Raw genomic sequence first — 23,864 nt, forward strand, 5'->3', positions numbered from 1 at the left:
GCCATTGTTACCCCTACAATCCAGCAACCGTTGGATTGGGGGCGGCGCGCCCCGAGGACAGGAGACCGCCATGACCGGGCTGGATCAGCGCTCCGACGCGGTCACCCTGCCGCGCGGCCCGCTCGTCGGGTTCGCCACCGGCTCACTCGGCATGGGCGTCTGGGTCACCGTGCCCGGGCTGCTGCTGCTCTACTTTTTGACCGACGTGCTGGCGGTCGCGCCGTGGCTCGCCGGGCTCACGCTGCTGCTGCCGAAGATCGCCGACGTGCTGCTGCACCCGTGGATCGGGCATCGCTGCGACGTGGAGCAGGCCCGCCGGGGCCACCGCCGCCGGTTGCTGCTGGCCGGATGTGCGCTGCCGCTGGCGTTCGCCGCTCTGTTCGCGGTGCCCGGCGGCCTCACCGGCGCCGCCGCGGCGGGCTGGGTGGCGGTGTTCTCCGTCGCCGGCAATCTGCTGTTCGCCGCGTACCAGGTGCCCTACCTGGCGACCCCGGCGGACCTGCGGATCGGCTACCACGAGCGGACCCGGCTGATGGCGTTCCGGATGGTGGTGCTGACGCTCGGCATCCTGGTCTCCGGGCTGCTCGCGCCGCTGCTGGCCGGCGGCGACGACGCCACACGCGACGGCTACCTGCGGATGGGCGTGGTGCTGGCGGCCGGGATGCTCGCTGCGATGCTGGTCGGCGTCGCCGGGATCGGCCGGCTGCGCCGCACCGCCGCCGACACGGCCCCGCCGCACGGTCCGGGCGGGTGGCGGGCGCTGGCGGCGAGCCTGCGGGACCGGCAGTTCCGCTGGCTGGTCGGCGCGTACCTGGCCATGTCCACCACCACCCACCTGGTGCTCGCCGGGGTGCCCTACTACGCCGAGTACGAACTGGGCCGCCCCGGGCTCACCACCGTGCTGGTGGCCGCGTTCGTCGCACCCGCGCTGCTGGTCACCCCGGGCTGGCTGGCGGTGGCGCGGCGGATCGGCAAGCAACGTGCCCTGCTCGCCGGGCAGGCCGCGTTCGCCGCCGGGTCGCTGGTGCTGGCGATCGGCCGCCCCGCCGGACTGCCGGTCCTGGTGGCCGCCGTGGCGGTGCTCGGCGTGGCGTTCGCCGGCATGCAACTGCTGCCGTTCTCGATGCTGCCCGACGTGATCCGCGCGGCAGGCGGCACCGAGCGGGCCGGCACGTACACCGGGGTGTGGACCGCCACCGAGGCCACCGGCGCTGCGCTCGGCCCCTACGCGTACGCGCTGTGCCTGGCCGCCGGCGGGTTCGTGGCCTCGACCGCCGGGCAGACCGTGACCCAGTCCCCGGCCGCGCTGGACGCGCTGCGCTACGGCTTCGGGCTGCTGCCCGCCGCCGTGATGGTGGTCGCCGTGCTGCTGCAACGCCGCTACACCCTCGACGGCGCGGCCCGGGCGGACGCAGCCCACTAGACTTCGCCCCCGATGGACGCCGAGCCCGCCACCGACACCCGACCCTGCGCCCACTGCGGACGCGACGTGCCGCAGCGCGTCGGCGCGGGCCGCCCGTTCCGCTACTGCCGGGACAACGACGGCGCCTGCCAGCGGGCCGCCCGCAACTCGCGGATGCGTCACCGCAACTCCCCCGGCCTGCCCGGGCAGGTGGCGCGCACCTGGGAGGCGGTGGACCGGCTCGACCAGATCGTGGAGACGCTCACCGAGGCGCTGCACGCCGAACTGTCACCGGCCGGTGTGGAGCGGCAGCTCGCCGAGCTGCGCGCGGAGACGTCGGCGCAGGTCGCCGCCGCGCACGCCGAACGCGACGAGGCCCGCCGTGGGGCCGAGGACGCGACCGCCGCGGCGGCCCGCGACCGGCAGCAGGCCCGCGCCGCGTACGCCGACCGCGACACCGCCGCCGAACGCGCCGAACGGGCGGAGGCCACCGCGTCCGCCGCCGCCGAGCGGGCCGCCGCGGCGGAGGACGCCCGCGACGCCGCGCGCGCCGAGGCGGGCGCCGCGCAGGCGCTGCGGGTGCAGGCCGAACGCGACCGCGACGCGGCCCGGCACGAACTGCGCACCGTACGCACCGAACGTGACGCCGAACGCCGCCGCGCGGCCGAGTTGACCGCCGAGCGGGACGCCGCCCGGGCCGACGCCGAGCGGGCCACCCGATCCGCCACCGAGGCCCTGGACCGGGCCGAACAGGCCCGCGCCGAGGCCGACCGGGCGCGCGCCGACGCGCAGGCCGCCCAGGGGCGGGCCACCGAGGCGGAGCGCACGGCCCGGACCGCCGCCGAACGTGCCGACGCCGAGGCCGCCGCCGCGCGGCAGGCCCTCGCCGAGCGGGACCGCGCCGACGCGGCACGCGCCGACGCGGAGGCGGCGCTGGAACGAGCCCGCGCCGAGGCGAGCGCGGCGATCGAGGCCGTCCGTGCCGAGGCTGCCGCTTCCGTCGAGCGCGCCCGTGCCGACATGGCCGCCGCGGTGGAGCAGGCTACGGCCCGTACCGCCGAGCGGGACGCGGTCGCCGCGGAGCTGGCCGACGCGCGGCGGGCCGCGAGCGCCGCCGAGGCCCGGGCGGCCGACCTGGCCGCGCGGACGGCGGTGATCGAGGCCGATCGGGACGCCGCGCAGCGCCGGGCCGGGCAGCTCGCCGACCAGGTGAGCGATCTGGCGACGGCGCTGGCGCGGCTCGGCACGCGTACCGGCTAAGCGGCCACGGGCTGGGAACGGGGCAGCGCCGCACCCGGTCGGGCGGCGAGGATCGGGGCATGGGAAAGACGTACGAGCGCATCGACGGCCGGCTGCGGGACTTCATCGAGGCGCAGCCGATGTTCTTCGTGGCCACCGCCCCGCTGTCCGGTGACGGCACCGTCAACCTGTCCCCGAAAGGGTTGCGCGGCTGCTTCGCGGTGCTCGACGAGCACACCGTGGCGTACCTGGACTTCGCCGGCAGCAACGCCGAGACCATCGCCCACCTGCGGGAGAACGGCCGGATCACGCTGATGTGGTGCGCGTTCGCCGGCCCGCCGAACATCGTGCGGGTGCACGGGCGCGGTGAGCCGGTGTTCCGCGACGACCCGCGCTGGCCCGGCCTGCTGGCCCACTTCCCGGACATCGACCCGGGTCCGCACGGGCTGCGGGCGATCATCGTGGTGCGTGCCGAACTGGTCCGGGACACCTGCGGCTACGCGGTGCCGTTCATGACCTACGACGCCGACCGTGACCTGCACGAACGCCGGTTCGCACGGGAGGACGACGTGTCGCTGAGCGCGTACTTCGCCGGCAAGGACCACGTCGCCACCAGCATCGACGGGCTGCCCGGCCTGCCGTTGCCGCTGCCGCCGACCCCGGCGGGGTGAGCGCTGTCAGTGGATGCCGGCCATCAGGTGCCGGATCTGGCGGGTGAACATCACCGCGGCCAGGCCCAGCACCACCGAGGCCAGCCCGAAGGTCAGGAAGTAGACCGGCTGGGACCAGGTGCCGGCCAGCCGGGCCACCTGACCGCCGATGGCGTCGCCGACGGCGGTGGCGAGGAACCACAGGCCCAGCATCTGGCTCGCGTACTTGACCGGGGCGAGTTTCGTGGTGGCGGACAGGCCGACCGGGCTCAGGGACAGCTCACCGGCGACCTGGATCGCGTACACCGCGACGAGCCACAGCGGTGAGACCAGGTCGCCGCCGACGGCGGCCTGCGCGGCGGCGGCCATCAGCACGAACGACAGGCCGTTGAGCACCAGGCCGACGGCGAACTTCGTGGGCGTGGACACCCGGTGGCCGAGTTTGAGCCACAGCGCGGCGGCCAGCGGCGCGCCGATGATGATGAGGATCGGGTTCACCGACTGCAACCAGGACGCCGGGAACGTGAACCCGCCCACCGACCGGTCGGTCTGGTCGGCGGCGAAGATGTTCAGCACCGACCCGGCCTGGTCGTAGATGAGCCAGAACGAGGCGGCGAACAGGAACAGCCACACGTACGCCTTCATCCGGCTGCGTTCGGTGCCGCTGATCTCCCGGTCGGTGAGGATCCGCGCGAAGTAGCCGACTGTCACCAGCACCGTCACCACTGTGAGCAGGTTGACCACCGTGTCGACGGTGAACCAGCCGGCCACCAGCAGCACCAGCAGGACGGCGAGCACCACGACGCTCGCCACGCCGACGCGGGTCAGCGCGCGCCGCCGGTCGGCGCCGAGCAGCGGGTCCGCCGGGCGGGCACCGGCTTCGCCGAGGTTGCGGCGGCCCAGCACGTACTGGAGCACGCCGAAGGTCATGCCGACCGCGGCGGCGCCGAACCCCAGATGCCAGTTGATCTTCTCGCCGAGGAAGCCGGTGATCAGCGGCGCGATGAACGCACCCAGGTTGATGCCCATGTAGAAGATGGAGAACCCGGCGTCGCGGCGCGGCGAGTCCCGCTCGTACAGGTCACCGACCATGGTGGAGATGTTCGGTTTGAGCAGGCCGGTGCCGAGCACGATCAGCGCCATGCCGGCGAACACGCTCCACCCGGTGGGGATCGCCATCACGTAGTGACCGGCGGCGATCACCACGCCGCCCCACAGCACGCTGCGCCGCGCGCCGATCAGCCGGTCGGCGACCCAGCCGCCGGGCAGCGCCATCAGGTAGACCATGGCGTTGTAGGTGCCGTACACGGCGTTGGCGCTGGACTCGCCGAGGTCCAGTCCGCCGTCGGCGACCGCGGCGGTCAGGTACAGCACGAGGATCGCCCGCATGCCGTAGAAGCTGAACCGCTCCCACATCTCGGTGAGGAAGAGCGTGGACAGCGCGCGGGGGTGACCGAAGAAGGTCTTCCCGGCTGGTGGTCGGGCCCCGACCGGCGCGTCACTGCTCATCGTCACCTCCGGCACGCAAACAGGTGGGTAACATCCCCGTTGACAGGCGAAACACTCCACCGATTCGGCCCGGCCGGGGACGACCCCGCCGGGCAGCTGTCATGGCCGGTTACCCTTGACACTCCCGACCCGCGTACGGCCCTGCCGCCGCGGGCCGGGGAATGGGCGAGCGGTGACCGGTCGTTACACCTGAAGACCAGCACCACGAACGAGGGGAAGTCGATCATGGGCGAGCGCATGCTGCGCGGTAGCCGGCTGGGAGCGGTCAGCTACGAGTCCGACCGCAACACGGAGCTCGCGCCGCGTCAGACCCGCGAGTACCTCTGCGCCAAGGGCCACCAGTTCGAGGTGCCGTTCGCCGTCGACGCCGAGGTCCCGACGACCTGGGAGTGCAAGTTCGACGGCAGCGTGGCCCGTCTGGTCGACGGCACCGAGCCGGAGCAGAAGAAGGCCAAGCCGCCGCGTACCCACTGGGACATGCTGCTGGAGCGGCGCTCGATCGCCGAGCTGGAGGACATCCTCGCCGAGCGGCTCCAGGAGGTCCGCACCCGCCGCGGTCGTGCCTGAGCATCTCCCGCAATGACCGAAAACGCCCCCGGGATCACCCGGGGGCGTTTTTCGGTGCCCGGGCAGGCACGGCCCCGCCACTTCGGGGAGGTGGCGGTATCAAGCGTGCCTTGATGGCGCCATCTCCCCGAACTTGTGCCGATCATGGGAGGGCGGGTTGGTTGTGGGCGGCTGATCCGCCGCGCGTGGGCCGATCCGGGTGCCGGGCCGGTGACCGGGCCGCCGGCCCGGGGAGGTGGCGGGGTCGGGCGCGGTCTGATGCCACCACCTCGGCGAACTGGAGTTGATCAAGCTGACGGCGCAGCGGGGGCGCGTCAGCGGTCGACGATCTCGCCCTCGATGGCCTTGCCCGGGTCGGTGACCGGCTGCGGCGACGGCGCGGGACCAGGCGAGGGGGCCGGCGCGGGCTCCGGGGTCGGCTGCGGCGCACCCCGGTACACGCGCACCCGGCGCGGCCCGAACAGGTCACCGGCGACCATCGACGACACCCGGCGCTCGGTGGCCCGGCGCACCCCGCCACCGGCCAGCCGGCGCAGCGGCGGCACCAGCAACAGCAGGCCCACCACGCCACTGACCAGGCCCGGAAGCGCCAGCAGCAGCGCGCCCAGCAGACCGACAAGCCCATCGGTCACCTCCGGGCCCGGCGGCCGGCCGGCCTGCGCCGCAGCGCGGAAGCCGCGCCACGCCCGCATGCCCTCGCGGCGCAGCAGCACCAGACCCAGCAGGGACGCCCCGAACACCAGCAGCACCGCCACGCCGAACCCGACGGCCCGGCCGACCAGCACGAAAACGGTCAGCTCCAGCAGCGCGAGCAGCAGCAGGGCCGGTGGTACGTATTTCAGTCCTCGGCGCATCTCACCTCATCAGCCCGGGGTCATCACGCCCCTCAAGCATGACACGCCCTCGCTCAAGGCCAGCGCGCGAGCGCGTCCGGGCGGGCGGACGCGGTCGCCAGGCGGTCCCGCACCCCCCAGCGGGTGACCCGCCACAGCGCCTCCGCCACGATCAGCGGGCTCATCTTGCTGTCGCCGTGTTCCCGCTCGGCGAACGTGATCGGCACCTCGACGATCCGCACCCCGGCGCGGTGCGCCAGCCGCGACAGCTCCACCTGGAACGCGTACCCCTGGGACCGCACCGAACCCAGGTCGATCGCGTCCAGCGCGCTGGCCCGGTACACCCGGTAGCCGCCGGTGGCGTCGCTGACCGGCATGCCCAGCGCCAGCCGCGCGTACAGGTTGCCCACCCGGGACAGCAGCAGCCGCCGCCACGGCCAGTTCAGCACCCGCGCGCCGCGCGTCCACCGGGAACCGATCACCACGTCGGCGTCGCGGGCGGCGTGCAGCAGCGCCGGCAGGTCCTCCGGGGCGTGCGAGCCGTCGGCGTCCATCTCCACCACCGCGTCGTAGCCGCGTGTGCGCGCCCAGGCGAACCCGGCCAGGTAGGCCGCGCCGAGTCCTTCCTTGCCGGCCCGGTGCAGCACGTGCACCCGCGGGTCGCCGTCGGCGATCGTGTCGGCGATCGCGCCGGTGCCGTCGGGGCTGTTGTCGTCGGCGACGAGGACGTCCACCGTCGGCGCCGCTTCGCGTACCCGGGCGACGATGCGCCCGACGTTGTCGGCCTCGTTGTAGGTGGGGATGACCACCAGGACCCGCCCCACCCCGGGATGGCCGACCGTCCGCCTGTCGGCTGCCACGCCCACCGTCGCACCGCCTCTCGTCGGCTCAGCCGGGAGCGGCCTCCCGGCGGCGGCGCAGCACGGCCGCGCCGGCCAGGGCCGCGACCGTCAGCGCCGTCAGCGCCACCTCCGGCCACACCCCGGCGGTGGTCGCCGGGGTACGCCCGTTACCGAGTTCCATCTGCCGCACCACCACCGCGGCGGTGTTGAACCCGGTCGCACCGTCTACCCGCCCGTCCGGGGAAACGAACCCGGACACACCGACCGTGGAGGCCATCAACGCGGCCCGGCCGTGCTCCACGGCCCGCAGCCGCACCATGGCCAGCTGCTGGCGGGCCTCGGCCACGTCGAACGTGGCGTTGTTCGTCTGCACCACCAGCAGTTGCGCGCCGCCGGTGACGGTGTCCCGGACGATGCCGTCGTAGGCGACCTCGAAGCAGATCACGTCGCCGAGGACCGCCGGGCCGGTGTTCAGCACGCCGGGACGGTCACCGGCTACGAAATCGGACCGGACCCGGTCGACCTGGGAGCTGACCTTGCGGGCGATGGACCGCAGCGGCACGTACTCGGCGAACGGCACCGGATGCCGTTTCGTGTACACCTGGCCCAGATCCGGGCCGGTGCCCGGCCGCCACAGCAGCCCCGCGTTGCGCACCTCACCCCGGCCGGGCCCGACCAGCACCGCGCCGACCAGGATCGGCGCGCCGATCGCGTCGGCCGCCTGGGAGATCCGCTCCCCCGCGCCCGGGTTGCGCAACGGGTCGATGTCGCTGGAGTTCTCCGGCCACACCACCACGTCCGGACGGTCCTGCCCGCCCTCGGCGACCCGACGCGCCAGCTCCAGCGTCGCGTCGACGTGGTTGTTCAGCACCGCCTGCCGCTGCGCGTTGAAGTCCAGCCCGAGACGCGGCACGTTGCCCTGCACGATCGCGACGGTGACGGTGTCGCCCGCGCCGCGTACCCCGGTCGGCACGGCCGTACCGGCGGCGAGCAGCGCCACCAGCACGGCGGTGAGCCCGGCGACGGGCCGCCACTGCCCGGGCGCGCGCCGCCAGTCCCGCCACGCGGCGGTGACCAGCAGCCCACCGGCGACCGCGACGGCGAACGTGACCAGCGGGGCGCCGCCGAGCGCCGCGAGCTTCAGCAGCGGCGACGTGTCCTGGCTGAACGCCAGCCGCCCCCACGGGAACCCGCCGAACGGGGTGCGGTCACGCAGCGCCTCCTGCCCCACCCACAGCACACCGGTGAGCAGCGGCCACGCCGCCCGGTGCCGGTCGGCGAGCGGCGACACCCAGGCGGTGGCGGCGCCCAACAGCGCCAGATAGGCGGCCTGCAGCAGCGACAGCAGCGCCCACGGCAGGTAGCCGGTGTGCAGGTTCGTCCACTCCAGCAGCGGCGCGAACAACGCCACCCCGGTCAGGAAGCCCAGCCCGGCGCCGGCGCGCAGCCGCCGCCGGTGCACCGCGGCGGCCAGCAACGCCACACCGACCGGCGCGAGCGGCCACCACCCGTACGGCGGGAACGCCAGCAGCAGCGCCACCCCGGCCAGCACGGCGGCCGGCACGGCGAGCGTCAGCGGCAGGGGACGCGCGCCGCCGTCACCGTGTGCCCCGTCGGTGGCACGCGGCTGTTCCCGGTCCAGCGTCGTCACCGGCTTCTCCCCACGATCACGGGCCGAAGGCTACCCGCCCGTACCGGTCGTCGGCCCGCGCCCCTGCGCCGCCGATCGGACAACAGCGCCCCGGCGGGCGGAGCCCGCTGCCATGCTCGGCAGCATGAGCGCTGAGCGGGGACGGGGTCGCATCCTGCCGACCGCGCCCGGCTTCCGCGTCACCCGGGTCGAGTTGTTCTACGACCTCGTCTTCGTGTTCGCGTTCCTGAACGTCACCAACGTGCTCTCCGAAACCCTGAGCGGCAGGTCGTTGCTGGCCGGGCTGGTGTTGCTGTTGCTGCTGTGGTGGTGCTGGGTCTCCTTCGCCGCCCTGGGCAACGTCGTCCGTACCGACCAGGGGGTGATGCCGCTCGTCGGCGCGGTGACGGTGGCGGCCCTGTTCGTCCTGACCCTGGCCATGCCGGCGGCGTTCGCCGACGGGCCGGCGCAGCGGCAGTCCGGGCCACCCGCCGCGGTCCTGTTCGCCTGCTGCTATCTCGTCATCCGGGCGGCCCAGGTGCTGGTGTTCCTCAGCCGCAGCAGCCACCGCGGACGGACCGCCGTGCGCCTCGGCCTGCCGCCGCTGATCAGCGTGGCGTTGATTCTCGCCACCGCGGCCCTGCCCGAGTCGCCCCGGCAGACCTGGGCGACGTGGCTGCCGCTGGCGTTGTGGCTGGCCGCGCTCTGCATCGAGTACACCTCGGGGGGCCTCGCCCCCAGCGCCGGGCTGACAGTCGTGTCCGCAGCCCACTGGGCGGAGCGGTACGCCCTGATCCTGCTCATCGCGCTCGGCGAGTCGATCATTTCGCTCGGGCTGGGGCCGAAGCTGAGCGCCGGACTGCCGGCCACGTGGCCGGTGATCGTGGCGTCGGTGCTCGGCGTCACCATCATCGCGGCGCTGTGGTGGCTGTACTTCGACAGCCTGGCGCCCGCGCTGGAGCAGCGGCTGCACCGCACCCGCGACGTCCGCGCACGGGCGGCGCTCGCCCGCGACGCCTACGCCTACCTGCACCTGCCGCTGATCACCGGGATCATCCTGTTCGCCCTCGGCCTCAAGCGTTACCTCGCCGTCATCTCCCACCCGCGCGGTGATCCCTGGCGGGAACACGCCGCCGCTCTGGACAACCGGGTGCTGTTCGCCGGGTTGGTCATCTACGTGTCGGGGCTGCTGGCACTGGGGGTGCGCGCGACGCACCGGATCTCGGCGGTACCCACCGCCGTGGTGGTCGCGATGGCTGTGGGACTGCCGTGGGCCGGCCGGCTGCCTGCGGTGGCCGCGCTGGCGATCCTGGCGGTGGCCAGCGTCTCGGTGGTCCTGCTGGGCCTGCGGTCGAGTGACCCGTGGCGCAGCCGGGTGCGCCGGACCGCGTTGGACGAGCAGGTCGCCGCCGAGCAGGAGCAGTCCGAATGGCGGCGGCACCACCTGTGACCGGCGGGTGGGGAGTGTGGGCGTCACCGGCGACAGGCGACAATCGGGCGCATGCGGTTCGGTGTGCTGGGCGCGACCCAGGCGTACGCGGCCGACGGCAGCGTGCTGCCCGTCGCCGGCGGGCGGCTGCGCGCGCTGCTGGTGCTGCTTCTCCTCGACGCCGACCGCACCGTTGCGCCGCAGCGCCTCGTCGACGGCGTGTACGGCGACCGGCCGCCCGAGCAGGCCACGAACGCGCTGCAGTCGCAGGTGTCGCGGCTGCGGCGGCTGCTGCCGGGCGCGCACATCGAGTTCGGCCCGGCCGGCTACCGGCTGGCGGTGGATCCGCAGCGGGTGGACGTGCACCGGTTCACCGGGCTGGCCGCGGCCGGGCGGGCCGCACTCGCCGCCGGTGACCCGGCCGGCGCGGCGGCGCTGCTGCGCGACGCGCTCGGCCTGTGGCGCGGCGAACCCCTCGCGGACGTAACGGACGCGCCGTTCGCCGACGCCGAGGCCGCCCGGTTGCGCCAGGCACGCCTGGCCGCGGTCGAGGACCGCGTCGAGGCGGAGCTGGCGCTGGCGCCGGCCGGGGCGCCGCTGATCGCCGAACTGCGGGACCTGGTGGCGGCGCATCCGCTGCGGGAACGGCTGCACGGGCAGCTGATGCGTGCCCTGCATGGCGCCGGCCGCCGCGCCGAGGCGCTCGCCGTCTACGCCGACGCCCGCCGGGTGCTCGCCGAGGAACTGGGCACCGACCCGTCGGCGGAGCTGGTCGCACTGCACACGGCGCTGCTGCGCGACGACGCCGCACCGCCCGCCCGGCTACCCAGCCCGCTCACCAGTTTCGTCGGCCGGGAACCGGAACTGCGGCGGGTCCACGAGCTGCTGGGCGCGGCGCGGCTGGTCACCCTGCACGGCCCGGGCGGCGCCGGCAAGACCCGGCTGGCCACCACCGTCGCGTCCGGCCACGACGGGCCGGTGTGCCTGGTGGAGCTGGCCGCTGTGGCACCCGGCGCGCCGGTCGCGCCCGCGGTGCTGGCCGCGCTGGACCTGCGCGACGCCGGCCTGCGCACCCCCGGCGGCCCCGCCGACCTGACCGGCCGGCTGGTGGCGGCGCTGGCCGACCGGCGGCTGCTGCTGGTGCTGGACAACTGCGAGCACGTGATCGACGACGCGGCCCGGCTGACCGGCCGGCTGCTCGCCGCCGCGCCCGGGCTGCGGGTGCTCGCCACCAGCCGGGAACCGCTGGGCCTCACCGGCGAGGCATTGTGCCCGGTCGGCGGGCTGCCCGCCCCGGCCGGGCCGGCCGCACCGCCGGCGGCCGCCGCGTACCCGGCGGTGCGGCTGTTCACCGACCGGGCCGCCGACGTGTCGCCCGGGTTCACCCTCGACGACGCCACCACCCCGGCGGTGCTGCGGATCTGCCGTACCCTCGACGGGCTGCCGCTGGCCTTGGAGCTGGCCGCGGCGCGGCTGCGGGCCCTGCCGGTGACGCAGGTCGCGGCCCGGCTGGACGACCGGTTCCGGCTGCTGTGCCGCGGTGACCGCACCGCGGCGCCCCGCCACCGCACGCTGGAGGCGGTCGTCGGGTGGAGCTGGGACCTGCTCGACGAGCCGGAGCGGCGGCTGGCCGCCCGGATGAGCGTGTTCGCCGGCGCCGCCGACCTGGCCGCGGTGCAGGCGGTGTGCGCGCCGGACGCCGGTGACGTCCTCGACGTGCTCACCGGCCTGGTGGACAAGTCGCTGGTGGAGGCCACCGGCGGGCGCTACCGGATGCTGGAGACGATCCGCGAGTTCGCGGCGGCCCGGCTGGCCGAGCACGGCGAGACCCGCCGGGTGCGCGACGCGCACGCCGCGTACTTTCTGGACCTGGCACAGGCCGGCGACCTGGCCCTGCGCGGCGGCGGCCAGGAACGGTGGCTGCGCCGCCTCGACGCCGCCCGCGACGACCTGCACGCGGCGCTGCGGCACGCCGAAACCACCACCGGGTTGCGGCTGGTCGCGGCTCTGGCGTTCTACTGGTGGCTGCGGGGCCTGCGCGGGGAGGGCGCCGCGCTGGCCCGGCGGCTGGTCGACCGGCTCGACGGCCCGCCCGACGGCGTGGCCGAGGAGTACGCGCTGGGCCTGCTGATCGCTGCGCTCGCCGGTGGCGGCGAGCGCAGCGAGGTCGACGCCGCGTCGCGGATCCTGTGGACCCTGGCCCGGCCGCCCCGGCATCCGTTCCTGCTGTACCTGTCCGGCATGGCCAGCGGTCCCCCGTCGCCGCAGGACGCGGCGGCGCTGCACGAGCAGGCCGTCCGGGACCGGCTGCTCGGCACCGACCCGTGGAGCCGGGCACTGGGCCTGCTGGGCACCGCCATGGTCAGTCTGCTGCACGGCCGTCACGCCCAGGCCCGCGCCGACCTCGACGGTGCGCTTGCCGGTTTCCGGGCCCTCGACGACCGCTGGGGCATGATCGTGACGCTGTCCACCCACGCCGAGGCCGCCTACCGCACCGGTGACGTCGCGTCGGCGGCCGCGCCGATGGCGGAGGCCCTGGAGCTGGCCGAGCAGCTCGGCTCCACGTTGGACCTGGCGGAACTGCTGCGGACCCGCGCCGACGGGCGGCTCGCAGCCGGTGACCTGACCGGCGCGGCTGAGGACTTCCGGCGGGTGCGGCGCATCGCCGGGCCGGCCGGCGCGCCGGAGCTGGTCGCCGCCGCGTACCTGGGGCTCGGCGAGATCGCCCGCCGCGACGGCGACCCGCAGCGGGCGCGGACGCTGTGCGAACGGGCGGTCGCGGAATGCCCGTCGGGCTGGTTCGGCGCCGATGTGGTGCGGCTCGCGGCGCTGGTGACGCTCGGGCAGCTCGCCGACGCCACCGGCGACCCGGCTGCGGCCCGCGCCCACTACCGGCAGGTCCTCACCGCCGGCGTCGGCGTGTGGGACGTGCCGGTGGTGGCCGCCGCCGCGGACGGGCTGGCCGGGCCGCTGCTGCGCGACGGCGACCCCGAGTCGGCGGCCCGGCTGCTGGGCGCGGCGGCGGCGCTGCTCGCAGGCACCGGCGCGGCAGACGCCCCGGCCGGCACACCCACCGCCGTCACGCTGCGGGAACACCTGGGTGAGGCGGCGTTCGCCACCGCGTACGCCCGGGGCGCGGACCTGCCCCGGCAGCGGGCGCTGGCGCTGGTCGACGGGCGCTGACCGGCGCGGCGCCGTCCGGTGCGCGCGCGGTACGCGCCCGGTCAGCGCCGCCGGTGACGCTGACGCCCATGACCGACGACACGACGGCCGTACTGGCCGACGGGATACGAAAAACGTACGGACGCACCACCGCCCTGGACGGCTTCGACCTGGCCGTTCCGGCCGGCACCGTGTACGGGGTGCTCGGCCCGAACGGGGCGGGCAAGACCACAGCGGTGCGGATCCTCACCACGCTGCTGCGTTTCGACGCCGGCCGGGCCAGGGTGGCCGGGTACGACGTCGCCTCCGACCCGGACCGGGTTCGTGGGGCGATCAGCCTGACCGGGCAGTACGCGGCGGTCGACGAGGTGCTCAGCGGACGGCAGAACCTGGTGCTGTTCGGGCGGCTGCGGCGGCTGTCCGCGCGCCGGGCCCGCCGCCGCGCCGAGGAGCTGCTGGACCGGTTCGGTCTGACCGAGGCCGCGGACCGGTCGGCGGGCGGCTACTCCGGTGGGATGCGCCGCCGCCTGGACCTGGCGGCCAGCCTGGTGGTGCCGCCGCGGGTGTTGTTCCTCGACGAGCCGACCACCGGCCTGGACCCGCGCAGCCGCAACGGCCTGTGGACGGCGGTGCGGGAACTGGTCGCCGACGGCACCACTGTGCTGCTGACGACCCAATATCTGCAGGAGGCCGACCACCTCGCCGACCGGGTGTGCGTCATCGACGCCGGCCGGGTCGTGGCCGAGGGCACCCCGGAGCGGCTGAAGGCCCGCATCGGCGCCGACCGGCTGGAACTGGTGGTCCGCGACGCGGCGGACCTGCCCGCCGCGGCAGCCGTCGTGGAACGCGCCACCGGCGCGACCGCGACTGTGGACGTCGAGCTGCGGCGCGTCGACGCGCCGGTGGCCGACCGGATCGCCGTGCTCACCGCCGTGCTGCGGGCCCTCGACGACGCCGGGATCGCGGTGGAGGACGTCCTGGTCCGCCGCCCGACGCTGGACGAGGCGTTCCTGCGGCTCACCGGCGGTCACGCCGACGCGCAGCGGGTGGGGGTGGCGTCGTGAGGGCGCTTGCCGACGGGTGGCTGATGGCCGGGCGGAACATGCGGCACGTGGTGCGTGCCCCGGAGGAGATCATCCTCTACTTCAGCCTGCCGATCATGTTCGTGCTGGTGTTCGGCTACGTGTTCGGCAGCGGCATGTCCGTGCCGGGCGACGGCAGCTACCGGGAGTTCCTGCTGCCGGGCGTGTTCGTCATGACGATGCTCTACGGCCTCGGCGCGACCGCGTCGGCCATCGCTGTGGACGCCGGCCGGGGCGTGGTGGACCGGTTCCGGTCGCTGCCGATGGCCCGTTCGGCGCTGCTGTCCGGCCGCGCGAGCGCCGACCTGGTACGCGCGTGCCTGGAGATGACCACGCTGGTGGTGTGCGGGCTGCTGGTGGGCTGGCAGTGGCGCGAGGGCGTCGGCCCGGCGCTGGCCGCGGTGGCGCTGATCCTGCTGCTGCGCGTCGCGATGACCTGGGTGGGCATCCTGTTCGGGCTGCTCGTGCCGAACCCGGACACGGTCGCGGTGGTGGTGTTCCCGCTGGCGTTCCCGCTGACCGCGCTGTCCAACGTGTTCGTGGCGCCGGAGCTGATGCCGGACTGGCTGGGCGCGATCGCCGCCTGGAATCCGCTGTCGGCCACAGTGGCGGCGGCCCGGGACCTGTTCGGCAACCCGGGCCTGAGCGGCGACTCGTGGCCGGCCCGGCACGCGCTGGAACTGGCGGTCGCCTGGCCGCTGGCGCTGATCGCGGTGGCCGCCCCGGCGGCGGTGCGCCGCTACCGGCAGCTGGGCCGCTGACGAGGGCCGGCCGCTGACACGGGGAACATCGGGGGGATGAAATCGGGGCGCGGCCTAAGCCGCGCCCCGATGCTCCCAGGCCCTTCCCGGCCGGTGGGGCGAAGACGATCGGCGCCGACCTTCGGACCGACCCGACGTGGACTGGCTGCCCCCGCCTGGCCGTTGTCTACTGGCCGTGCCTCTCACCCTGCCCGTACACCGGTAACCGCGGCCGGTTCGCGCCGCCCCGCCGACCCCCGCCCGCTGGACCTGGCCGCCGCAACCTTCCGGTCGCTCGGCCAGCGGACGAAGGGACGAAGCGAACAACAGCCGCTTCCCGTGGTAGGACTCAAAGACGGTACGGCGTAGACCCCCGCCGCTGTCAACCCACCCGGGCCTGTCGTGTGTTGCGACACGGCGTGTCGCGTCGGCGCGTCTCGATTTCCGCCCTGTTCGCGGCGTGCGTCAGGCGCCGAGATGGTGCCGCAGCATCGCCGCCGCCGCACCCGGATGCTCCTCGGCGAGCAGCCCGGCGGCGGCCAGCACGTAGTCCACGTCGACGACCGGCCGGGCCGCCCGCGGCAACGCCCACCCGCCCGCGTGGTCGGTCAGCACCGCGTCGAGCACCGCCGCCGCGTCGCCCGGCTCGGCGTGCCGCAGCACCCCACCGGAGCCGACGAGCAGCTTCACCTCCCGCAGGTCCCGCCCGGCCCGCTCCCCCGTCGCCGCACCCCGCGCGTGCCGCCGCAACGCCACAGTCGCCGCCAACGAGGCGATACGCCGGTCCACGGCCCGCTCGCCGTCACCGGCGGGCAGGAAACCCGGTTCGGCGGCCCGTACCGCCGCCGCGACCGTCAGCTCCGCCTCCTCGGCCGCGTCGAGCAGCCGCTCCTCCACCGCGGCGCGCACCACGCCCGGCGCGCTCCACCGCATGCCCAGGTCGCCCTCGACGGTGCGGGCCCGCCACAGCGTCCCGGCGACCTCCTGACTCGGGCCGCTGTCCCGCTCGTCGGGGGTGAGCACCGAGTACACGTCGGTGGTCGCGCCGCCCACGTCCACCACTGCCAGGTCACCGCCCAGCGTCCCGGCCAGCACCTCCACGCCGGTGAGCACCGCGTCGGGGGTGGCCGCGCGGACCAGCCGCGCGAACCGCGTACCCCGGGACAGCTTCTTGCCGCCGATGACGTGCCGCAGGAACACCTCCCGGATCGCCGCCCGCGCCGACGCCGGCTCCAGCACCCCGATGCGCGGCAGCACGTTGTCGGCCACCGTCACCGGCACCCCCGCGCCCGCCAGCAGCGCCTGCAGGTCGGCGCGCACGTCGGCGTTGCCCGCCAGGACCACCGGCACCCGGAAGCGGGCCTTCGCCAGCCGCGTCGCGTTGTGCGTCACCGTCTCGGCGTCCCCGCCGTCGGTGCCGCCCACCAGCAGCACCACGTCCGGGCGGGCCGCCCGCAACGCCGCCACGTCCACCCCACCGAGCCGCCCGGCCGCGACGTGCACCACGTTCGCACCCGCCGACAGACCGACCCGCCGGCCCGCCTGAGCGGTCACCAGCGGCTCGTAACCCACCACCGCCAGGCGCAGCCCACCCCCCGCCGACGAACACACGTACCAGGGCACCTCAGCGACCCCGGCCGACGCGGTGGCCGCACCGACCGCGGCGTCCAGGCCGTGCAGCACATCCGTGCCCACCGTGGTGGGCGCCGACGCCGCCGCGACCAGACGGCCGCCGTCGAGGTCCACCACCGCGGCCTTCGTGTACGTCGACCCGACGTCGGCGCAGACGACAGCGCTCACGCCGGGCTGTCCTTCGTTCGCGACTGCGGGGGCTCGCAACATCGGCTCGCTCCTCGCGCTCACGGTGCTGGCGGCACGACCACCGTGCCGGTCGCGGTGACCGCCACGATCGGCTCGTCGAGCACCTCGGCGGCCGACTCGCCCTTGTCCGGGCGGCCCCGGCACACCACCGTCGCGGCGAAGTCGACGGTGCGGCTGCGGGTGCCCACCCGGGTCACCGTCGCCGTCACCTCCAGCACGTCACCGGCCTTCATCGGCGCCCGGAACTGCACGTCGGAGTACGAGGCGAACAACCCCTCGTCGCCGTCGGTGCGGATGCACACCTCGGTGGCCACATCCCCGAACAACCCCAGCGCGTACGCCCCGTCGACCAGGTTGCCCGCGTAGTGGGCGTGGGAGTACGGCACGTACCGGCGGTGGGTGACTGTCAGACCGACACGGGGATCGCTCATCAGGCGTTCGCCTTCCTGGAGGTGATCAAAGCGTGGACGAGGTAACTGGCGACCTCGCCCGGGGTGGTGCCACGGCCGAAGATCCGGTCCACGCCCAGCTCGCCGGTCATCGTCTCGTCGAACCGCGGCCCGCCGACGATCAGCAGCGGCCGCTTCCCGGCCGGCATCGCCTCCCGGAACGCCGCCGACATCTCCCGCGTGTTGTGCAGGTGCGCATCACGCTGCGTCACCACCTGCGACACCAGCACCGCGTCGGCGCGTTCCCGCCGGGCCGCCTCGACCAGCTCCGGCACGCTCACCTGCGCGCCCAGGTTCGTGACCTTCAGCTCCCGGTAGTACTCCAGGCCCTTCTCGCCGGCGATGCCCTTGACGTTGAGGATCGCGTCGATGCCCACGGTGTGCGCGTCCGTGCCGATGCAGGCGCCCACCACCGACAGCTTGCGGCGCAGCCGCCGCTTCACCACCGCGTTGACCTCCTTGGCCGACAGCAGCGGATAGTCACGCTCCACCACCTGCACCTTCGACAGGTCCACCAGGTGGTTCACCCGCCCGTACACCACGAAGAACGTGAACCCGTCACCGATCGGCTTGGCGTGCACCAGCATCGCCGGGTCCATGCCCATCTTGTTTGCGAGCTGCACCGCCGCGCCCTCGGCCCGCTTGTCGTGCGGCACCGGCAACGTGAACGACACCTGCACCATGCCGTCACCGGTGGTGTCCCCGTACGGCCGCACGACCGTCTTCTCACTCATGAGGGTTGCTCCAGGATCTCCGTGGCCGGGTTGTAGTAGTCCGCCTCGTGCCGCGCTACCCCGGAAAGGCCCTTGCCCCGGTCCGCCGGCCGCTTCATGATCCCGAACGTGCCCTCGGCGATCGCCGTCAGCAACGACTGGTCCCCGATGCGCTCCAGCAGGTCCACCGCCTCACCGAGCACCCGGTGCGCCCGCTCCTGGATGAACCCGCCCGGCGCCGGCACGAAGTCCTCGTGCAACCCGCCCGCCGCGCCCAGCACATACCGCACGTTCTGCAGGGCGATGTCCCGGTCCGACAGCCACGGCGTCACCACCGCCTCGGTCATCATCCCCACCAGCAGGATCCCCTGCCCGGTCATCGTGCCCACCAGGTTGAAGAACCCGTCCAGCAGGTTGCCCCGGAACACGTCACCGGTCATGTGCTTCGTCGGCGGCATCCACTTCAACGGCGCGTCCGGGAACAACTCCCGCGCCAGCAACGCGTGCGCCAGCTCCAACCGGAACGACTCCGGCACATCCGGGTTGATCTCGAACGCGTGCCCCAGCCCCAGCTGCCAGTCCGCCAGCCCAGCCTCGTGCGCGAAGAACTCGTTGAGCAGCTGCGACACCGTCACCGTGTGCGCCTCGTCCACCGCGTCCGCGGTGGTCAGGTAGTTGTCCTCACCGGTGTTGATGATGATCCCCGCCCGCGCGTGCACCTGCCGCGAGAACCGCTGGTCCACGAACGTGCGGATCGGGTTGATGTCACGGAACAGGATCCCGTACATCGAGTCGTTGAGCATCATGTCCAGACGCTCCAACCCGGCCAGCGTCGCCATCTCCGGCATGCACAGACCCGACGCGTAGTTCGTCAACCGCACGTACCGGCCCAGCTCCCGCGACGACTCGTCCAGCGCCGCCCGCATCAGCCGGAAGTTCTCCTGCGTCGCGTACGTGCCCGCGAACCCCTCCCGGGTCGCCCCCTCCGGCACGTAGTCCAGCAGCGACTGCCCCGTCGACCGGATCACCGCGATCACGTCAGCGCCGGCCCGCGCCGCCGCCTGCGCCTGCGGGATGTCCTCGTAGATGTCACCAGTCGCCACGATCAGGTAGATCCACGGCCGCCGCTCCGGATCCCCGAACCGCTTCACCAGCCGGTCCCGCTCCGCGCGCCGCCGGTCGATGCTGCGGATCCCCGCCGCCACCGCCTTACGCGACGCCCGCCGCGCCGCAGTCGCCGCCTTCCCCGACGGCTGCGCGAACCGCACCGACCCGGCCGCCGCCTTCTGCGCCAGCAACGTCACATCCGCGATGCCCTCACGAGCCAGCGCGTCGAACACCGGCGCCGCCACCCCGTGCCCCAGCCCCACGTCCGCGACCACCGCGTCCACGAGCCGGTTCACCCACGGAATGCCGTCCGGGTCCGCGCCGGTCACCCCGGCCAGCCGCAGCACCGCCCGCTCCACCGACACAGTGGTGTGGCTGCGCGCCAGATCCACCACCGGCTGCCCGGCCCGGCGCGCCAACTCCCGCGCCCGCGCCACCAGCGCCGGATCCAGCCCAAGCTTCCCTGTCACGAAGACCCTTCCTGATAGATCACGTCACCGCGCAACACAGTGGCCCGGCACACCGGCAGCGGCGTCGGATCGTCCGCACCCCGCAACTCCGGATCCTCCGCCAGCACCACAGGCAGCCCCCGCTCCACGCCCGCCGGGGTGTCCCAGACCGCGAACGTCGCCGGCGCCCCCAACGCCAGCACACCCTCGTTGTCGAGGTGCACCGCCCGCCACCCACCGCGCGTGTGCGCCGCGAACGCCGCCCGCACACTCATCCGCTGCGCCGGGTTGTGATGCGCCGCCGCCGCCCGCACCGACCCCCACGGATCGACCGGCGTCACCGGCGAATCCGACCCGAACGCCAACGCCACACCGACCCCGTGCATCGCACCCATCGGATTCGACTCCAGCGACCGCGCCAACCCCAGCCGCGACTCGTACATCCGGCCCGCGCCGCCCCACAACCTGTCGAACGCCGGCTGCATCGACGCCACGATCCCGTACTCCACGAACCCGGCGATCAACGCCTTGCTCATGATCTCCGCGTGCTCCACCCGGTGCCGGGCCGCCCGCAACCGGTCCACACCCAGCGACCGCGCCGCCAGCCCGAACCCCTCAAGCACCGTCCCGATCGCCGCGTCCCCGATCGCGTGGAACCCGCCCTGCAACCCGTGCGCCGCGCAGTCCAGCAGATGATCACGGACCTGCTCCGCCGACACGTACCCGTGCCCGCACGCCCCCGCCTCACCGTCCAGGTACGCCGCCGACACGTGCGCCGTCCGCGACCCCAGCGCCCCGTCGGCGAACAGGTCACCACCCGCGCCCACCGCACCCAGCTCCCGGGCCTTCGCCGCACCCAGCAGCTCACCCCAGTACCCGTACACCTCCGGCACCCCGGCCCCCGAGATCGCCAGCAGCCCGGTGAAGTCCTCCTCGTCGGAGATGTCCGGACCACCGCACTCGTGCACCGCCGCGACACCCAGCGACGCCGCGTGTTCCAGCGCCCGCCGCTGCGCCGCCACCCGCTGCGCCCGCGACACCGACGCGAACGCCGCCGCCCGCACCACGTGATGCGCGTCGCGCCGCAACCACCCCGACGCGTCGTAGCCGGCCGCCGACACCACCTCCGGGCACGCCGCCAGCAACGCCGCCGACACCAGCGCCGAATGGATCGACGCCTGCGACAGATACACCCGCCGCCCACCGGCCGCCCGGCCCAGCGCCGCCGCATCAGGCAACGCCCGATCCGCCCACGCCGACTCGTCCCAGCCGTGCCCCAGCACCACCGCGTCACCCGGCAGACCCGCCGCGAACGCCGACACCCCGTCCAGCAGCTCACCCGCCGACCGCACCGCCGACAGATCCAGCCCCGACAACGCCAACCCGGTATCGGTCGCGTGCACGTGCGCGTCCACGAACGCCGGCGTCACCAGCGCACCGCCCAGCTCCACCACCCGGTCCGCCCGCGGCGCCTCCGCATCAGTACCCAACCAGGCGATCCGCCCGTCCCGCACCAGCAGCGCCGTCGCGCTCGGGTCCGCCGGACAGTGCAGCACTCCACCGCGATACAGCGTCGAGGGGTTCGTCATGGTCTCAGTCTGCCGCCAGACGAGCCTCGAACAGACCGCGCACCCCCGGCTCGGCACGCAACAGATCCAGCGCCAGCGCCGCGTGCCCGGGCACGTACCCGTTGCCCACCAGCATCGTCACGTCCGCCGCCAGGCCCTCCGCGCCCAGCGCCGCCGCCGCGAAGCTCGTCGCCATCGAGAAGAAGATCACCGTACCGCCGTCCGCCGTGGCCAGCACCGCACCGTGCTCACACCCCGGCACGTCCACGCACACCACAGTCACGTCCGCCGGCACACCCAGAGCCGTCGTCACCGCCGTCGACAACCCCACCGGATCCCGCGCGTCGGCCAGCGCCACCACGTCGGCCAGCCCGGCCGCCGTCAGCGCGTCCCGCTCCGCAACCACCGGAACCACCCCGACGGTACGGGCGGCACCCGCCCGCCGCGCCGCCGCGAGCGACAACGACCCGCTCTTGCCGGCCCCGCCGATCACCGCCACCGACACCGGACGCGGATCACCCTCACGCGAGCGCCGCGCCACCTGCTCGGCCACCACCCGCGCCGTCAACGCCGGCGCCCCGCACACGTCCAGCACCGCCAGCGACAGCTCGGGGTGCAGGTCCGGCGGCAGCACCGCCGCGATCGACCGGGCGAACAGGATCGCGTACCCGTCGCACGGCACCTGCTCGCTGCGCCCGTCCCAGCGGGCCAGCCCGTCGGTGATCGTCAGCGGCGTCAGCGTCAGCGACACGAGCGTCGCCACCCGGTCACCCGGCTTCAGCCCCAGCGGCGAGCGGCGGCCCGCCTCCTCGACCGTGCCGATCAGCATGCCGCCGGACCCGGTCACCGGGTTCTGCATCTTCCCCCGGGCCGACACGATCTCCAGCACCTCGGCGCGGACCTTCTCCCCGTCGCCGCCGTGCTTCTCCGCCAGCTGCCGGAAACTCGCCGCGTCCAGGTTCAGCCGCTCGACCCGGATCCGCACCTCGTTCGCCGCGATCCGCGGGTCGGGGTCCAGCCGCCAGGCCGCCTGCGGAAGCACCCCCGCCGGTTCCACGACTCGGTGCAGACCCACCGGTGACGTCACGCCGACCCCCTATGTCCAGCCGCCCGAACCCCCGGTCAGGGCTCGCGTCGCGGGAAAACTTCCGGCAGACTAATTTCTTCACCGCAGATTTTCCAGTAGCCTACGCATTCGTTGATCAACCCGCACACTGACGAGGAGGGGCCGTGACCCAGACCCAACCGGTGGAGACCATCCCGACGCCCCGCCCCGCGCCGGTCGCCGTTCCGACCGCCGGACAGCCCTACGAATACCGCCGCGCGCCCCTCGTCGAACCCGACTGGACCCGCTTCCCCGGCTGGCGCCACATCACCCGCGACCAGTGGGAGAGCGCCCAGTGGCAACGGGTCAACTGCGTCAAGAACATCAAGCAGCTGCGCGCCGTCCTCGGCGACACCGTCGACGAGACCTTCTACGCCGACCTGGAGGCCGACCAGAAGGCGCTGGCCACCATGTCCATGCTGGTGCCGCCGCAGATGCTCAACACCATGGTGCCGCATCAACCGATGAGCACCGAGGCGCTGCTCGCCGACCCGATCCGCCGCTACATGATCCCGGTCGCCTCCGACCGGCGCACCGACTGGCCGTCCCACCCGTACGCCAGCCGCGACAGCCTCCACGAACACGACATGTGGGTCGCCGAGGGTCTCACCCACCGCTACCCCACCAAGGTCCTCGCCGAGCTGCTCTCCACCTGCCCGCAGTACTGCGGCCACTGCACCCGCATGGACCTCGTCGGCAACTCCACCCCCGCCGTCGACAAGCTCAAGCTCACCCTCAAGCCGGTCGACCGCTACGACGCCCACATCACCTACCTCAAGGCCCACCCGGGCGTACGCGACGTGGTCGTCTCCGGCGGTGACGTCGCCAACGTGCCGTGGCGCAACCTCGAGTCGTACCTGATGCGCCTGCTGGAGATCGAGACGATCCGCGACATCCGGCTCGCCACCAAGGCGCTCATGGGCCTGCCCCAGCACTGGCTCCAGCCCGACGTGGTCGAGGGCCTCGAACGGGTGGCCCGCACCGCCGCCCGCCGCGGCGTCAACCTGGCCATCCACACCCACGTCAACCACGCCCAGTCGCTGACGCCGCTGGTCGCCAAGGCCGCACAGACCGCGCTCGACGTCGGCGTACGCGACGTGCGCAACCAGGGCGTGCTCATGCGCGGCGTCAACGCCACCAGCGCCGACCTGCTCGACCTCTGCTTCGCGCTCCAGGGCGAGGCGGGCATCCTGCCGTACTACTTCTACATGTGCGACATGATCCCCAACGCCGAGCACTGGCGCGTCCCGGTCTGGCACGCCCAGCAGCTCCAGCACGACATCATGGGCTACCTGCCCGGCTACGCCACCCCGCGGATCGTCTGCGACGTGCCGTTCGTCGGCAAGCGCTGGGTGCACATGCTCACCGACTACGACCGTGAGCGCGGCATCTCGTACTGGACCAAGAACTACCGCACCTCGATCGAGTCGGCCGACCTGGAGGCGCTGAACAAGCGCTACGCCTACTACGACCCGATCGACACGCTGCCCGAGGCCGGCCAGGCCTGGTGGCTCGCGCACCGCGACGACTGACCCCCGGCCCTCAGGGCGTACGACGGCGGGCCACC

General features: G+C 74.2%; 19 protein-coding genes. 9 read left to right on the forward strand and 10 right to left on the reverse strand.

Annotation, left to right across the window (positions count from 1 at the left end; genetic code table 11):
• The first annotated feature begins 70 nt into the window (after positions 1-70).
• The 3 genes from FHX31_RS14410 to FHX31_RS14420 are packed head-to-tail and all read left to right on the forward strand — an operon-like array spanning position 71 to position 3,312.
• Positions 71-1,423, forward strand: coding sequence for an MFS transporter (locus FHX31_RS14410; protein ID WP_184976451.1), 1,353 nt, complete (start codon positions 71-73; stop codon positions 1,421-1,423).
• Positions 1,424-1,435: 12 nt separating this feature from the next.
• Positions 1,436-2,662 (forward strand): hypothetical protein, encoded by a 1,227-nt coding sequence (locus tag FHX31_RS14415; protein WP_184976453.1) that lies wholly within the window; start codon positions 1,436-1,438, stop codon positions 2,660-2,662.
• Positions 2,663-2,721: 59 nt separating this feature from the next.
• On the forward strand, positions 2,722-3,312 hold the full coding sequence (locus FHX31_RS14420; RefSeq protein ID WP_013286290.1) for a pyridoxamine 5'-phosphate oxidase family protein: 591 nt from the start codon (positions 2,722-2,724) through the stop codon (positions 3,310-3,312).
• Between the two features lie 6 nt (positions 3,313-3,318).
• Here the strand turns inward: FHX31_RS14420 and FHX31_RS14425 are convergent, their stop codons facing one another.
• On the reverse strand, positions 3,319-4,800 hold the full coding sequence (locus FHX31_RS14425) for a peptide MFS transporter (RefSeq protein ID WP_013476827.1): 1,482 nt from the start codon (positions 4,798-4,800) through the stop codon (positions 3,319-3,321).
• A 225-nt stretch (positions 4,801-5,025) separates the two neighbouring features.
• Here FHX31_RS14425 and FHX31_RS14430 point away from each other — a divergent pair, with 225 nt between their 5' ends.
• Complete coding sequence (locus tag FHX31_RS14430) at positions 5,026-5,367, forward strand: RNA polymerase-binding protein RbpA (RefSeq protein WP_007070998.1); 342 nt, start codon at positions 5,026-5,028, stop codon at positions 5,365-5,367.
• 314 nt (positions 5,368-5,681) lie between these two features.
• Here FHX31_RS14430 and FHX31_RS14435 read toward each other — a convergent pair whose 3' ends face one another.
• Genes FHX31_RS14435 through lnt form a run of 3 tightly spaced genes read right to left on the reverse strand, consistent with a single transcriptional unit; the run spans position 5,682 to position 8,693 of the window.
• Entirely contained in the window at positions 5,682-6,221 is a 540-nt protein-coding gene (locus tag FHX31_RS14435; protein WP_013286288.1) for an FxsA family protein, read from the reverse strand.
• Between the two features lie 53 nt (positions 6,222-6,274).
• On the reverse strand, positions 6,275-7,066 hold the full coding sequence (locus FHX31_RS14440) for a polyprenol monophosphomannose synthase (protein ID WP_184976455.1): 792 nt from the start codon (positions 7,064-7,066) through the stop codon (positions 6,275-6,277).
• A gap of 22 nt (positions 7,067-7,088) precedes the next feature.
• A complete protein-coding gene (lnt, locus tag FHX31_RS14445) occupies positions 7,089-8,693 on the reverse strand; it encodes an apolipoprotein N-acyltransferase (RefSeq protein WP_184976457.1) in 1,605 nt (534 codons plus the stop codon).
• A gap of 124 nt (positions 8,694-8,817) precedes the next feature.
• Between lnt and FHX31_RS14450 the strand changes: the two genes are divergently transcribed.
• The 4 genes from FHX31_RS14450 to FHX31_RS14465 all read left to right on the forward strand — a co-directional run bounded on the left by FHX31_RS14450 (position 8,818) and on the right by FHX31_RS14465 (position 15,106).
• Complete coding sequence (locus FHX31_RS14450) at positions 8,818-10,122, forward strand: low temperature requirement protein A (protein ID WP_225319578.1); 1,305 nt, start codon at positions 8,818-8,820, stop codon at positions 10,120-10,122.
• A 51-nt stretch (positions 10,123-10,173) separates the two neighbouring features.
• Positions 10,174-13,284, forward strand: a complete 3,111-nt coding sequence (locus FHX31_RS14455; protein ID WP_184976459.1) for an ATP-binding protein — start codon at positions 10,174-10,176, stop codon at positions 13,282-13,284.
• A gap of 68 nt (positions 13,285-13,352) precedes the next feature.
• The gene (locus FHX31_RS14460) at positions 13,353-14,327 is read left to right on the forward strand and encodes an ATP-binding cassette domain-containing protein (RefSeq protein WP_184976461.1); all 975 of its coding nucleotides are present in this window, start codon (positions 13,353-13,355) and stop codon (positions 14,325-14,327) included.
• The gene (locus FHX31_RS14465; protein WP_184976463.1) at positions 14,324-15,106 is read left to right on the forward strand and encodes an ABC transporter permease; all 783 of its coding nucleotides are present in this window, start codon (positions 14,324-14,326) and stop codon (positions 15,104-15,106) included. Before FHX31_RS14460 ends, FHX31_RS14465 begins: the two co-directional genes overlap by 4 nt.
• A 444-nt stretch (positions 15,107-15,550) precedes the next feature.
• Here FHX31_RS14465 and FHX31_RS14470 read toward each other — a convergent pair whose 3' ends face one another.
• The 6 genes from FHX31_RS14470 to kdd are packed head-to-tail and all read right to left on the reverse strand — an operon-like array spanning position 15,551 to position 22,279.
• Positions 15,551-16,885, reverse strand: a complete 1,335-nt coding sequence (locus FHX31_RS14470; RefSeq protein WP_184976465.1) for a glutamate mutase L — start codon at positions 16,883-16,885, stop codon at positions 15,551-15,553.
• A gap of 59 nt (positions 16,886-16,944) precedes the next feature.
• Positions 16,945-17,337, reverse strand: coding sequence for a 3-aminobutyryl-CoA ammonia lyase (gene kal, locus FHX31_RS14475; protein WP_013286280.1), 393 nt, complete (start codon positions 17,335-17,337; stop codon positions 16,945-16,947).
• Positions 17,337-18,089: a lysine 5,6-aminomutase subunit beta gene (gene kamE, locus FHX31_RS14480; protein WP_013476833.1), complete on the reverse strand. Its 753-nt coding sequence runs from the start codon at positions 18,087-18,089 to the stop codon at positions 17,337-17,339. The genes kal and kamE overlap by 1 nt, the downstream gene beginning before the upstream one ends.
• On the reverse strand, positions 18,086-19,645 hold the full coding sequence (gene kamD / locus FHX31_RS14485) for a lysine 5,6-aminomutase subunit alpha (protein ID WP_047891420.1): 1,560 nt from the start codon (positions 19,643-19,645) through the stop codon (positions 18,086-18,088). The genes kamE and kamD overlap by 4 nt, the downstream gene beginning before the upstream one ends.
• The gene (locus FHX31_RS14490) at positions 19,642-21,213 is read right to left on the reverse strand and encodes an amidohydrolase (RefSeq protein ID WP_071095057.1); all 1,572 of its coding nucleotides are present in this window, start codon (positions 21,211-21,213) and stop codon (positions 19,642-19,644) included. The genes kamD and FHX31_RS14490 overlap by 4 nt, the downstream gene beginning before the upstream one ends.
• A 4-nt stretch (positions 21,214-21,217) precedes the next feature.
• On the reverse strand, positions 21,218-22,279 hold the full coding sequence (kdd, locus tag FHX31_RS14495) for an L-erythro-3,5-diaminohexanoate dehydrogenase (protein ID WP_036311047.1): 1,062 nt from the start codon (positions 22,277-22,279) through the stop codon (positions 21,218-21,220).
• A gap of 143 nt (positions 22,280-22,422) precedes the next feature.
• Here kdd and FHX31_RS14500 point away from each other — a divergent pair, with 143 nt between their 5' ends.
• Positions 22,423-23,829, forward strand: a complete 1,407-nt coding sequence (locus tag FHX31_RS14500; protein WP_013286275.1) for a KamA family radical SAM protein — start codon at positions 22,423-22,425, stop codon at positions 23,827-23,829.
• The last annotated feature ends 35 nt before the right edge of the window (positions 23,830-23,864 follow it).

Source organism: Micromonospora sp. CNZ286, assembly GCF_014207755.1.

Coding starts and splice junctions, on each gene's coding strand:
- FHX31_RS14420 (WP_013286290.1), top strand. CDS start 2,722: ATGGGAAAGACGTACGAGCGCATCGACGGCCGGCTGCGGGACTTCATC.
- FHX31_RS14435 (WP_013286288.1), bottom strand. CDS start 6,221: ATGCGCCGAGGACTGAAATACGTACCACCGGCCCTGCTGCTGCTCGCG.
- FHX31_RS14430 (WP_007070998.1), top strand. CDS start 5,026: ATGGGCGAGCGCATGCTGCGCGGTAGCCGGCTGGGAGCGGTCAGCTAC.
- kal (WP_013286280.1), bottom strand. CDS start 17,337: ATGAGCGATCCCCGTGTCGGTCTGACAGTCACCCACCGCCGGTACGTG.
- FHX31_RS14455 (WP_184976459.1), top strand. CDS start 10,174: ATGCGGTTCGGTGTGCTGGGCGCGACCCAGGCGTACGCGGCCGACGGC.
- FHX31_RS14415 (WP_184976453.1), top strand. CDS start 1,436: ATGGACGCCGAGCCCGCCACCGACACCCGACCCTGCGCCCACTGCGGA.
- FHX31_RS14460 (WP_184976461.1), top strand. CDS start 13,353: ATGACCGACGACACGACGGCCGTACTGGCCGACGGGATACGAAAAACG.
- kamE (WP_013476833.1), bottom strand. CDS start 18,089: ATGAGTGAGAAGACGGTCGTGCGGCCGTACGGGGACACCACCGGTGAC.
- FHX31_RS14425 (WP_013476827.1), bottom strand. CDS start 4,800: ATGAGCAGTGACGCGCCGGTCGGGGCCCGACCACCAGCCGGGAAGACC.
- FHX31_RS14450 (WP_225319578.1), top strand. CDS start 8,818: ATGAGCGCTGAGCGGGGACGGGGTCGCATCCTGCCGACCGCGCCCGGC.
- FHX31_RS14410 (WP_184976451.1), top strand. CDS start 71: ATGACCGGGCTGGATCAGCGCTCCGACGCGGTCACCCTGCCGCGCGGC.
- FHX31_RS14490 (WP_071095057.1), bottom strand. CDS start 21,213: ATGACGAACCCCTCGACGCTGTATCGCGGTGGAGTGCTGCACTGTCCG.